This is a genomic window from Salmonella sp. SG203, from assembly GCF_013350575.1.
Taxonomy (GTDB): Bacteria; Pseudomonadota; Gammaproteobacteria; order Enterobacterales; family Enterobacteriaceae; genus Salmonella; species Salmonella enterica.
Window position 1 is genome coordinate 69,378 of record NZ_SNMT01000005.1, and the last position, 12,407, is coordinate 81,784.

Below are 12,407 nucleotides of genomic sequence, written 5' to 3' on the forward strand. Positions count from 1 at the left end.
TCTCATATAACCTTCGGGGTCCAGGAATTATTTCAACGATTCCGGGGGTTCATTCAATTTAATTAAATTCAAAGTTGATTTCATTATCTTCTACAGGCAAGGAACGCTTATGTTGTATGTAAAAAAAAGCCTGACCGCCATCGTATTAGCCAGTGCTGTATTTAGTACCTTTAGCTATGCGGATATTATTATCTCGGGCACCAGAATCGTTTATGACGAAAATAAAAAAGACGTCAGTATACGACTGGAAAATAAGGGTACCCGCCCATTATTAGTCCAAAACTGGATAGACCTGGGTAACGATAACGACGATCCCGGGAGTATTAAAGCGCCTTTCGTTTCTACCCCCCCGGTTTCACGCGTTGAGCCTAAACGTGGGCAATCGGTAAAAATTATGTATACCCAGGCCAGCGCGCTGCCGAAAGACCGGGAAAGCGTCTTCTGGTTTAACGTACTGGAAGTACCGCCAAAAGCGGATACCAGCAAAGAAGAGAATAAAAGCTTACTGCAACTGGCTTTTCGTACCCGTATCAAACTGTTCTATCGCCCAACAGGACTAAAGGGCCAGCCTGCTGAAGCGGCAAAACAACTGAAGTGGCAAATAGCGAGCGAACAAGGCCACGCGGTACTACGTGCTGATAACTCAACTCCGTATTTCGTCTCATTTAATGACGCTACCTACACTGCAGGCGGTAAACGTTATGACGTTGAAGCCACCATGGTTGCGCCTTTCAGTAAATCATCCTTCACCGTGAAAGGCTTGTCAGGCGCTAGCGCCGGAAAACTGGAGTATCACGCCATTAATGATTTTGGCGGTTTGATTGAAGGTTCCGTATCGCTGTAACGGATTAACCAAGAATCAGGATGAAGAAATCGGTGCAAAACTTTCCACATTCCAAGGCCATGCCGAAGAAAACGATGCTCGCAGTTTGCTGTGCGCTATTTTATAGCCAGAGCAGTATTTCCGCTGAAAGCGTTGAATACGACAGTTCCTTTTTAATGGGGAGTAGCGCCTCCACAATCGATATCAGCAAATACTCCGACGGCAACCCAACGCCTGTCGGAACGTATAGCGTAAAAGTTTTCGTCAACGAAAACCCCGTATCAAGCCTGTCCATACCCTTTATCGATATCGGCAAGGTCAGTGCAGAAGCCTGCCTGACACAAAAAAATCTGGCGCAGTTGCATATCAAACAGCCAGAAATCAATGCGACCAATCAAATTCTGAAAAAAGGGGAGGAAGAAGATCAAGATTGTCTGAACCTTCCCGTCGCCATCGCGCATTCAGAGGTCAATTTTGATATGGGCGAACAGCGTCTGGATATTACCGTACCTCAGGCGTGGCTCATTGAAGGTTATGACGGCTATGTTGAGCCTTCGCTGTGGGAAGATGGTATTCCGGCAGCGCTTCTGTCCTACTCGGCGAACGGCTATCACAGCACCAATGGCAACGCCGATAATGACAGTATGTATGCGGCGTTTAACACCGGTATTAACCTCGGCGCATGGCGTTTTCGCGCCAACGGCAACTATAACTGGACGAAAGACTCAGGAAGCTCCTTTGACTACCAGAATCGCTACTTGCAGCGCGATCTGCCTTCAATGCGCTCTCAACTTGTTGTCGGTGAAACCTATACCACGGGCGAAACATTTGACTCCGTAAGCATTCGCGGGGCTCGTCTGTATAGCGACAACCGAATGCTACCTTCGCAGCTTGCCAACTATGCGCCGATTATTCGCGGCGTAGCAAACAGTAACGCCAAGGTCAGCATAACCCAGGGCGGCTACAAAATTTATGAGTCCACGGTACCGCCAGGCCCCTTTGAAATCAGCGACATCAGTCCTTCCGGCTACGGTAGCGACCTCATCGTCACCGTTGAGGAGGCCGACGGCAGTAAACGCACCTTTAGCCAGCCATTCTCCTCGGTTATGCAGATGCAGCGCCCGGGCGTCGGACGTTGGGATTTCAGCGCCGGTGAAGTGAATGACGATGAGCTTCATGACAAGCCCTATATGGCGCAAGGTTCATATTACTACGGCCTTAATAACTTTTTGACCCTCTATACAGGTGTTCAGGGAACAGATAATAACTATCTTGCCGGGTTGCTGGGTGTCGGCCTCAACACCCCTCTTGGCGCATTTGCACTTGATGTCACTCAGTCTCGTACAGAGATCCCTGAGGATAAAACCTATAAGGGCCAGAGCTACCGACTGACGTGGAACAAGCTGATTGAACCGACGGCAACCTCCTTTAACGTAGCGGCATATCGTTATTCAACGCAGGACTACCTGGGCCTGAATGATGCGCTACAGCTGATTGATGACGCGAAACATAAAGACGCGGACGATCGCAACACCATGCTTAACTATTCGCGCATGAAAAACCAGGTCACGGTCAGCATAAACCAACCGTTGAGGTTTAAGGAAGTCGACTACGGTTCCTTTTTCCTCTCAGGCTCCTGGACCGACTACTGGGCTACCAATGAAAGCCGTACCGACTATAGCCTCGGCTACGGAAGAGGTTTTTCGTGGGGCAGCCTCAGTATCAACCTCCAGAGATCCTGGGATGAAGATGGCGAAAAAGATGATTCGCTCTATATCAACTTCAACGTTCCGCTGGAGAATCTGCTGGGCGGCGGTCGCCGTAAGTCGGGTTTCAGCTCACTGACGGCGCAAATGCGCACTGATTTTGACGGCGGGCACCAGTTGAGCATGAACAGCAACGGCAGCAGTGAAGACCACACGCTGAACTACAGCGTGAACACCGGCTACACCATGCAGAAAAATGAAAAGAACATCACCGATGTCGGCGGCTACGCCAGCTATCAGTCCCCCTGGGGAGATGTTACTGCTTCAGCCTCTGCCAATAATGACAGCAGCCGACAATATTCGCTCGCCACAACCGGAGGCTTTGTCCTGCATGGCGGTGGAGTGACGTTCACTAACGATAACTTCGGTAATAGCGATGCCATCGTGCTGGTAAAAGCCCCCGGCGCGAAAGGCGCGCGCATCAATGGCGGCAACAGCACCATCGATCGCTGGGGCTACGGCGCGACGAACTCGCTTTCCGCCTACAGAGAAAACCAGGTCAATATTGATATCGACACGCTGGAAAACGATGTCGAACTAAAGAGCACCAGTACAACCCTGATACCGCGTGATGGCGCGGTAGTCTTAGCCAGTTTCGAAACTGACCAGGGGCGCTCGGTCATTCTCAACATGTCCCGTAATGACGGAAAAGCCCTACCATTTGGCGCAGAAGTCTACGAGAACGATGTGCAGATCGGCAACATGGGCCAGGGCGGTCAGGCTTTTGTTCGCGGCATCAGCGATGCAGGCGAACTCTCAGTACGCTGGTTTGAAGAAAACCAGCCAGCAACTTGTTTAGCAACCTTTGCGTTGCCGGCAACGCAACAAACGGTAGGGTCCAGCCAGACCTTACTGTTAGACCACATAACCTGTCGTGTTAATAACCTTAAATCAAATGGAATAGACAATGAAAAGGAATAAATACCTTTTAGCAGCCTCTGTGCTCGCCGTGATATTTCCGCTTACCAGTCAGGCGGAAAATATCAACGTCGACTTTACCGCCACCGTGTTAGCCACGACCTGCAGCATGTCAATTGCGGCGTTAGATGGCTCGAACTTATCGGGTGATGCCACCAGCGGCTATACGCTGAACGTCGGCGATGTCGGGTTGGATAAAATTATAAAAAAATCAGCGGAATCGCAGAAAAACTTTAAGTTTGTCGCGAAGGATTGCAGTGCCGCTCTGACCAAAATCACCACCACGCTTGCCAGCTCCACAGATGCCAGCGGCAATTTTATCAAAAACCAATCAGCGGCAAGCGGCGCTGCCACCAATGTTGGCATGGGCTTTAAGCGCAAAAGCACTACCGATGAAACCTATTTCACGCCCGGCTCAGGCTCATTTAGCTGGACTTCCGACGAGCGCGCAGCAAACGAAGTGGAAATGACGGTCGCGCTGCGTGAACTGACCGACGGCGCGGGTACCACAGGTGCTTTCAGCTCAACCGCTACGTTTAACTTCACTTATCAATAACAAGGACGATGATAATGAAAAAGCAAATATTGCGCGTCGTGATTTTTAGCTCGCTGATTGCCACGGGAGCTGGCATATCAACGATGACATATGCCGATGGAACCAACAGTCTGGACCTGACCGTGAACGCCAATATCACTGCGGGTACGTGTTCTGCATCCGTGGTTGAAGGTGATACCATTACCGATACTATCGCTTTTGGCAACGTTTACATTTCTGAAGTATATGCAAAAAGTAAAATAAAACCCTTTAAGTTACGGTTCAGTGATTGTGTCGGTCTCAAAGATAAAAAAGCTAAGTTCAGACTAGCCCCAAATAATGTAGCATGCCCGGGGAGCAGCGGCACTGATGGGCAATTCGCAAATGCCTCGACTTCAACAACAAAGGCAGCAATGGTCGCCATGGAAGTATGGACGACAGAAACCCCTGGAGGCACTGGCGCGGTAAAACTTCACTGCTGGTCGAAACCAGAACAAACCGTAGATTTATCTGGTGCAAGTGTAACAACGCCTGTTGATTTTCCTTTAAGCGCTATGATGGTCGCTCAAAGCGGCGGTACGCTTCAAAATATGACAGCGGGAGATTTCTACTCGCCCACCACCTTCACCATCACTTACCAGTAATGGTGATACCAATGAGACGTTTGCGCGAACCCACGCTCGCCACGTTATTTTCAGGGCTGGCAACAGCCCTGTTTAGCGCGACGCTGTACGCCGATACCAATGTGAATTTCACCGCCAGCGTGCAGAAGGACACCTGCCAGATAAAGATAGATGGCAATGGAACGGTAAACTTCGCCACCATAGCGCCCGCCTATTTTGCCGATGGCATTACCGCGGAAACCGATTATGAGGGGGGGAAAGAGTTCACCATTAAGCTTATTTCTTGCCCGATCAGTGATGGTAAAATAACCAATGTTACCTTTAATTTCGCACCACTAAACGGGCAGTTCTCACCTGAGAATCAACAAGTTTTTCCTAATGACATCGCTACCGATGCTGGTGGCGTAGACAATGTCGGCGTGGTGATTTTCACCACCGATTCACCACGCACCAACGTGCTTAATACGGATGGTTCATCGCGGGCGACTTTTGCTGCCAGCACCTACAGCGACACCGTCTGGACCTTTTACTCCAGAATGCAAAAAATACGCAGTGCCGAAAAAGTGACGACCGGTGAACTTAGCAGCCGTGTACTGGTGAATGTCTCCTATGAATAATCAGGAGATTTTATTAAACGAAAGGATATCGTTAATATGCTTTTAAAAAACACAACATGGTTTGCCGCCTTTTTCCTGATGATGGCTATCATGTCCAACTGTTATGCCATAAATACTACCCTGGTCGTTGGCGACTACGCCTCCAGTGAACATGATGGCCCAAGCGGGGATTCGGTATTCACTGATAACAGCCACAATTTTGGGCAGACCATCGCGATTCATAAGGAAACGGCGCTGCGCCAGATTACCGTTTTTAACTGGTCCGGCATCCAGTACGTTATGGAGATGTTCTGTAACGGCAGCGGCAACCACACCTACCTTCAACTGACCCATAATTATATCTCTGCTGGCAAAAGCTATAATGGACATCCGCTGTATAAAACCTCAATCCCCGGTTTTTATTTCACCATTGAGATGACCTTCCTTCAGCCAGCAGAGAATATGACCTCAAGCACCTTCTGGTTTGATAAGACCTCAACGCCGATCACCAGCGAGTTCACGGAATTTCCGTCAGCCTGCTCCAGAACAAATGTTTATAGCAACCTTGGCAAATTAATGTATGGCCTGAAAATCTATGCCTATGTCGACTCTGACTTCGCGCCGACGGAAGCCCAGCTTCAAAGCTTTACGCTGTCTAAAAACGGCGACTCCGATTTCTACATTGATAACCCGGGCAGCGGATTATCAAACTATAAAATGAAGTTTAACCTCGCCGCCACAGGACTTAAGGCCGTCTGGCCAACCTGCTCGGCCAGCACCATTAGCGGCACCAATGTTTCGGGATCAACGGTTAAGCTGGGTAGCTTTTATCCAAAGCAGATTATGGAAGGGCTGTCGCCGACCAAGTTCCAGATCAATCTCTCCTCCTGCCAGTACATCAATAATATTGAAGTTAAATTGGCCAGTAATAATGTCGGGACGAAAAACACCTCGCTACTAACCAACAATTCAACCAGCAACACGAAAGCCAGCGGCATTGGCGTTTTAATTGAAGGTTTGAAAAGTAGTTCGAGCGCCCAGATGGTACTCAAACCTAACGACTCAAGCTCAATTTATAAAGACACCACCAATAACACCGGAGACGGCAGCCCGGTAGGAAGCGCGACAAAATCGTTGTATTTCCAGGCAACCTTAAAGCCCGATGGTGACAATCCAACAATCAATCCAGGTGATTTCAAAGCCACCGCTCAATTTTCAATCACCTATCCGTAAAATCCTATAACGAACCGCAACGCAATTTGCCCAGAAAGGGCTAACGCTTGCGGTTCTCTTCCCCTACAATGCGGCCATTCTATTCATCAATATTATGGCCGGAGAGGTTATGAGCAAACCCACTACTATCGCTGTGCTGCAGAAATGCAAACAAGAGAAAAAGCGCTTCGCCACCATTACCGCGTACGATTACAGCTTCGCCAAACTCTTCGCCGATGAAGGCATCAATGTGATGCTGGTTGGCGACTCGCTGGGCATGACAATTCAGGGGCACGACTCCACCCTGCCGGTCACCGTGGAAGATATCGCCTACCACACCCGTGCGGTACGCCGCGGTGCGCCGAACTGCCTGCTGCTCTCCGACCTGCCGTTTATGGCTTACGCCACGCCGGAACAGGCGTTTGAAAACGCGGCTATCGTGATGCGTGCGGGGGCCAACATGGTCAAAATCGAAGGCGGCGCATGGTTGGTTGATACGGTGAAAATGCTCACCGAACGCGCCGTGCCGGTGTGTGGCCATCTGGGATTAACGCCCCAGTCGGTGAATATCTTCGGCGGCTATAAAATTCAGGGCCGCGGCGATGCCGGGCAGGTACTGCTGGATGATGCGCTGGCTTTAGAAGCCGCTGGCGCTCAACTGCTGGTGCTGGAATGCGTGCCGGTTGAGCTGGCGAAGCGCGTCACGGAAGCGCTGTCGATTCCGGTGATCGGCATCGGCGCGGGCAACGTCACCGACGGTCAGATCCTGGTGATGCACGATGCGTTTGGCATCACCGGCGGTCATATTCCAAAATTCGCGAAAAATTTCCTTGCCGAAGCGGGCGACATGCGCGCCGCCGTACAGCAGTATATGGCTGAAGTGGAGTCCGGCGTTTATCCGGGCGAAGAACACAGCTTTCACTAATTTTTCTGACCGTGCCGGATGGCGACGCGACGCGTCTTATCCGGCCTACAGATCCTCAACGGATGTAGGCCTGATAAGCGCAGCGCCATCGGGCAGGATCATCAAGCAACTCAAGGAGTTTTGTTGTGCTAATCATTGAAACCCTGCCGCTGCTGCGCCAGCATATTCGCCGTCTGCGTCAGGAAGGCAAACGCGTCGCACTGGTTCCCACTATGGGCAACCTGCACGACGGCCATATGAAGCTGGTCGATGAGGCAAAAGCCCAGGCCGATGTGGTCATCGTCAGCATTTTCGTCAACCCGATGCAATTTGATCGGCCGGACGATCTGGTGCGCTATCCGCGCACGCTGCAGGAAGATTGTGAAAAGCTGAACAAACGCAAAGTCGATTATGTCTTTGCGCCAGCCGTTGAGGAAATCTACCCGCATGGGCTGGAAGGCCAGACGTACGTTGATGTTCCCGGCCTCTCTACCATGCTGGAAGGCGCCAGCCGTCCAGGTCATTTCCGCGGCGTCTCGACTATCGTCAGCAAGCTGTTCAACCTGATCCAGCCGGATATCGCCTGCTTTGGCGAGAAGGATTTCCAGCAACTGGCGCTGATCCGCAAAATGGTGGCGGATATGAGTTATGACATTGAGATCGTCGGCGTGCCGATTATTCGCGCCAAAGACGGGCTGGCGCTCAGCTCACGTAACGCTTATCTGACTGCAGAGCAGCGCAAAATTGCGCCGGGTCTATACAACGTGATGAATAGCATCGCTGAAAAACTGATTGCGGGTGATCGTGAGCTGCAAGAGATTATTGCCATTGCCGAACAGGAACTGAATGAAAAAGGCTTCCGTGCCGACGACATTCAAATCCGTGATGCCGACACGCTGCTGGAGCTGACGGAAACCAGCAAACGCGCAGTGATTCTGGCTGCCGCCTGGCTGGGACAGGCGCGTCTGATCGATAATCAAAGCGTTACATTAGCCCAGTAGACAGGGGTTAAAAATCGGGCAATACTGCCTGAGAATTTCCAAAGCAGGCTACAAGCGCCTGCTTAGCCAAGATAAACGACAGGGTATAGAAGTTATGATTCGCACCATGCTGCAAGGCAAGCTCCACCGCGTAAAAGTCACGCAGGCGGACCTGCACTACGAAGGCTCCTGCGCCATTGACCAGGATTTCCTTGATGCCTCCGGTATTCTGGAAAACGAAGCGATTGATATCTGGAACGTGACCAATGGGAAACGTTTCTCAACCTATGCGATTGCGGCTGAACGCGGCTCCAGAATCATCTCGGTGAACGGTGCGGCGGCGCACTGCGCTGAAGTTGGCGACATTGTGATTATCGCCAGCTTCGTCACCATGTCTGATGAAGAAGCCCGGACATGGCGTCCGAAAGTGGCCTACTTTGAAGGCGACAACGAAATGAAGCGCACCGCGAAAGCCATTCCGGTCCAGGTTGCCTGATAGTCCTTACCCCTGCGGCTGATTGACTATCAGCCGCGACATCGTTTCCAGCGAATCCGTGCGTAAAATATACAATCTTTTGAGCAGCATCGGATTATCTCCCGGCTTCACCTTCCCTCTCACCGTGGTGACCGCCAGATGGAAACCGGCGTCTTTTGCTGCTTTGATCGCGGTCGCGTTATAGCCGCCAAAGGGATAAGAAAGATAAAATACGTGCGGAGTAAACTGTGTGAGCGCCCGCCGCGAGCGTTCAAAATCAAACAGAATATTATGGTAGCTGCGGCTATATAAAATCGGGCGGCGATGCCCATCTACCCGGTGTAAAAAATGGGTATGCGACTGAAAATCAAAAACATCGCTTATCTTGCGCAATTCGGACACGCTCATAAATTGCAGCGACCTGGGATTCCATTTTTGCGGATGGCGCTTAATACGCGATGAGATAATAAATGCCGTCGCTTTCATATCGTACTGCTTTAATACCGGATACGCATAGCGACTCACCGATTTAAGGCCATCATCAAAGGTGATAGCCACCGCGCGCGCCGGAAAATTAGCGCGGTTATAGATGTAATCCTCCAGTTGGTACATCGTCAACGTGGCATAGCCGCGATCGCGAAGCCAGGTCATTTGGTTGCTGAATGCCCGAACCGAAGTCGTGGTGGAGGTATGGCGAAAACGGGTATTCTCTTCATCACGTAAAATGTGATGATAGGTCAAAATCGGAATGCCGTTGTCTTCCTGCGCATCCATGGCGTTGACATAAGCCAGCCTGTCGCCAATACGGATCTGATACCAGGTTTGATGTAGCCGGCCTTTCAGCTTGCTAATAATGGGGTAACGCAAATTATCCACCAATACGCCAAACGGGGCGCTACTGATGTCCGGCGCGTTATACACCGGCGTGTCCTTCCAGGTCACCAGATTCTGATTGCTGAGCGGCTTGTTAAGATCGCCCAGCCCATCTTCCACTTTTTGTTTTCCCTGCACGGGTTCCAGATGGCCTTTATCGATAAACCCCACACCGAAGCCAAATTTAAAGGCATAATAATCAACCGCAACAGGCGTTACGGAAAGAATTTGTCCGGCGCGGATATTCCCTACGGTCACCATTTTGTCGCCAATCTGCGACCAGATGGCGGCATCTTTCGTCGTTTGCATATAACGAGCGGGCAAGGCAGCCAACACATTACCGGCGAAAAAGAACAGCAAAATAAGAACAACGCGCATAACCATATATCATAACCGAGGCGAAAAAACGCCGTTATTGTAGCAAAAGCGTCGTCAATGGTATTGATCAAAACTCATACAAATCATGCAGCAATACAAAAGGCGGATTTTTCTGCTGCTGATGCCAGAGACTGGTGACATCCGGCGCGCCAAGCGCGACAATCTGGTCACGAAATGCTGAACTGCTCATCGATTCTCGCAAAGGAATCATTTCCTCCATCAATGAATAGCTAATGCCTGAAATAACTTCACATTGAGGATGTTTATGGCTCATCAGCGACGCTACACGATAAGGCGCCGCGCCGGAAATGTCGGTTAAAAATATCACGCCTTCACCAGAATCGGTGGCATGGAGGGCATCACACATCATGCGGCTCAGCATGTTTGAGCTCAGACCGCGCCAAAAATTGACCGCCCGGCATTGCGCCAGCGGACCATTTTTTCTCTCCAGGCGATCAAGCATATCCTGTGCACGATCGTCATGGCAGGTAATCACCCAACCTAACATAGCCTACCTCCTTAGCAGGCAAGTAGTTTATCAGGGTTACCAATCAGGAATGATGACAGCCGTCAAAAGTCTCCTCTTCCCTCCAGGAGAAGAGGAGAATCGTATCAGCTACGCAAACCGCGTCCGCGCTGGATCAGCGACCAACACAGCAGATAGAAAGCAGCGATAAAGATCACCAGTACGCCAAACGTCGTCACCAGCGGCACATCATGGATACCCAGAAAACCATAACGGAAACCGCTGATCATGTAGACGATCGGGTTCAGGTGCGACAACCCTTGCCAGAACGGCGGCAGCAGCGTCAGCGAGTAAAATACCCCGCCGAGGTAGGTCAGCGGCGTCAGCACAAAGGTCGGGATCAGACTGATATCGTCAAAGGTTTTCGCAAACACGGCGTTCAGCAGTCCGGCCAGCGAGAACAGAATCGCGGTCAGAATCAGCGTTAGCGCGACAAATACCCAGGAATGCACCTGGAAAGGCACGAAAAAGAGCGAAATCGCCGTCACCAGAATCCCCACGCACAGCCCGCGCGCCACGCCGCCGCCGACAAATCCGGCGATGATCACGTGCGTTGGCACCGGCGCGACCAGCAGTTCCTCAATATTGCGCTGAAACTTGGCGCTAAAGAACGAGGAGGCCACATTGGCGTAGGAGTTAGTAATGACCGCCATCATAATCAGGCCCGGCACAATAAATTGCATATAGCTAAAGCCATGCATTTCGCCGATGCGCGAACCGATCAGGTTACCGAAAATAATAAAATAGAGCGTCATGGTGATGACAGGCGGCACCAGCGTTTGCACCCAGATCCGCATAAAGCGGTGGATCTCTTTCGCCCAGATGCTTTTAAGGGCAACCCAGTAAAGCTGCATCATGCGCGATCTCCTTGTTTTTCATGCACCAGCGACACAAACAGTTCTTCCAGACGGTTGGCTTTATTACGCATACTTAATACCTGAACCCCCTGCTCGCTCAGTTGGCTAAAGACACTGTTAACCCCCTGCTCGCGTAACACTTCCACCTCCAGAGTCGAGGTATCCACCAGACGATATTGATAACCCGTAAGCTTAGGTAGCGGGCTTTTGGGCGCTAAATCCAGAATAAACGTCTCCGATTTCAGCTTTGAAAGCAGATTTTTCATGGAAGTATTTTCCACCAGTTCGCCGTGCTGAATAATACCGATATTGCGGCACAGCATTTCCGCCTCTTCCAGATAGTGGGTGGTGAGAATAATGGTGGTGCCTTTGGCGTTTAAGTCTTTCAGGAACCCCCACATTGAGCGACGCAATTCGATATCGACGCCCGCCGTCGGCTCATCGAGAATCAATAGCTTAGGCTCATGCATCAGCGCGCGGGCGATCATCAGGCGGCGTTTCATCCCACCGGACAGCATCCGCGCGCGTTCATTACGTTTTTCCCACAGATCGAGCTGTTTTAAATACTTTTCGCTACGTAAAACTGCCTCTTTATGTTCCACGCCGTAATAACCGGCCTGATTCACTACGATCTGTTGCACCGTTTCAAACGGGTTAAAGTTAAACTCCTGTGGCACCAGTCCAAGCTGTCGCTTGGCGTTAACCACGTCTTTTTCCAGGTCGTAACCAAAAACGTTAACGCGCCCGGACGTTTTATTAACCAATGAGCTGATAATACCGATGGTGGTCGATTTCCCTGCTCCATTTGGCCCCAGAAGCGCGTAAAAATCCCCCGCTTCGACCTGCAAATCTATGCCGCGCAGCGCCTGAACGCCGCCGGGATAGGTTTTTTTAAGTTGTTGAAGTTCCAGCGCAATGGTCATAAATTCTCACTTACTTTA

13 protein-coding genes are annotated in these 12,407 nt (G+C 50.7%); 9 read left to right on the forward strand and 4 right to left on the reverse strand.

Annotated elements, in window-relative coordinates; genetic code table 11:
* Window positions 1–109: 109 nt before the first annotated feature.
* The 9 genes from HV477_RS09730 (at window position 110) to panD (ending at window position 8,853) form a co-directional block, all read left to right on the forward strand.
* Window positions 110–844: a fimbrial chaperone gene (locus HV477_RS09730; protein ID WP_000967610.1), complete on the forward strand. Its 735-nt coding sequence runs from the start codon at window positions 110–112 to the stop codon at window positions 842–844.
* Window positions 845–903: 59 nt separating this feature from the next.
* The gene (locus tag HV477_RS09735) at window positions 904–3,510 is read left to right on the forward strand and encodes an outer membrane usher protein (protein WP_052932269.1); all 2,607 of its coding nucleotides are present in this window, start codon (window positions 904–906) and stop codon (window positions 3,508–3,510) included.
* Window positions 3,497–4,063 (forward strand): fimbrial protein, encoded by a 567-nt coding sequence (locus tag HV477_RS09740; protein ID WP_000827925.1) that lies wholly within the window; start codon window positions 3,497–3,499, stop codon window positions 4,061–4,063. The genes HV477_RS09735 and HV477_RS09740 overlap by 14 nt, the downstream gene beginning before the upstream one ends.
* Before the next feature lie 14 nt (window positions 4,064–4,077).
* Window positions 4,078–4,686, forward strand: coding sequence for a fimbrial protein StaE (staE, locus tag HV477_RS09745; protein WP_000744143.1), 609 nt, complete (start codon window positions 4,078–4,080; stop codon window positions 4,684–4,686).
* An 11-nt stretch (window positions 4,687–4,697) separates the two neighbouring features.
* Window positions 4,698–5,282, forward strand: coding sequence for a fimbrial-like protein (locus tag HV477_RS09750; protein WP_001253683.1), 585 nt, complete (start codon window positions 4,698–4,700; stop codon window positions 5,280–5,282).
* A gap of 36 nt (window positions 5,283–5,318) precedes the next feature.
* Entirely contained in the window at window positions 5,319–6,494 is a 1,176-nt protein-coding gene (locus HV477_RS09755; RefSeq protein ID WP_000924984.1) for a fimbrial-like adhesin, read from the forward strand.
* A 109-nt stretch (window positions 6,495–6,603) separates the two neighbouring features.
* Window positions 6,604–7,398, forward strand: a complete 795-nt coding sequence (gene panB, locus HV477_RS09760) for a 3-methyl-2-oxobutanoate hydroxymethyltransferase (protein WP_079898666.1) — start codon at window positions 6,604–6,606, stop codon at window positions 7,396–7,398.
* A 125-nt stretch (window positions 7,399–7,523) separates the two neighbouring features.
* Window positions 7,524–8,378, forward strand: coding sequence for a pantoate--beta-alanine ligase (gene panC, locus HV477_RS09765; protein ID WP_079898668.1), 855 nt, complete (start codon window positions 7,524–7,526; stop codon window positions 8,376–8,378).
* Window positions 8,379–8,472: 94 nt separating this feature from the next.
* Window positions 8,473–8,853, forward strand: a complete 381-nt coding sequence (panD, locus tag HV477_RS09770; RefSeq protein WP_000621526.1) for an aspartate 1-decarboxylase — start codon at window positions 8,473–8,475, stop codon at window positions 8,851–8,853.
* Window positions 8,854–8,859: 6 nt separating this feature from the next.
* Here the strand turns inward: panD and HV477_RS09775 are convergent, their stop codons facing one another.
* From HV477_RS09775 to HV477_RS09790, 4 genes are all read right to left on the reverse strand, one after another.
* The gene (locus HV477_RS09775) at window positions 8,860–10,089 is read right to left on the reverse strand and encodes a polysaccharide deacetylase family protein (RefSeq protein WP_000245322.1); all 1,230 of its coding nucleotides are present in this window, start codon (window positions 10,087–10,089) and stop codon (window positions 8,860–8,862) included.
* A 61-nt stretch (window positions 10,090–10,150) separates the two neighbouring features.
* Window positions 10,151–10,591, reverse strand: coding sequence for a PTS sugar transporter subunit IIA (locus HV477_RS09780; RefSeq protein ID WP_079898670.1), 441 nt, complete (start codon window positions 10,589–10,591; stop codon window positions 10,151–10,153).
* A 104-nt stretch (window positions 10,592–10,695) separates the two neighbouring features.
* A complete protein-coding gene (locus HV477_RS09785; protein WP_000983418.1) occupies window positions 10,696–11,466 on the reverse strand; it encodes an ABC transporter permease in 771 nt (256 codons plus the stop codon).
* Entirely contained in the window at window positions 11,463–12,389 is a 927-nt protein-coding gene (locus HV477_RS09790) for an ABC transporter ATP-binding protein (protein WP_000150625.1), read from the reverse strand. The genes HV477_RS09785 and HV477_RS09790 overlap by 4 nt, the downstream gene beginning before the upstream one ends.
* Window positions 12,390–12,407 lie beyond the last annotated feature (18 nt).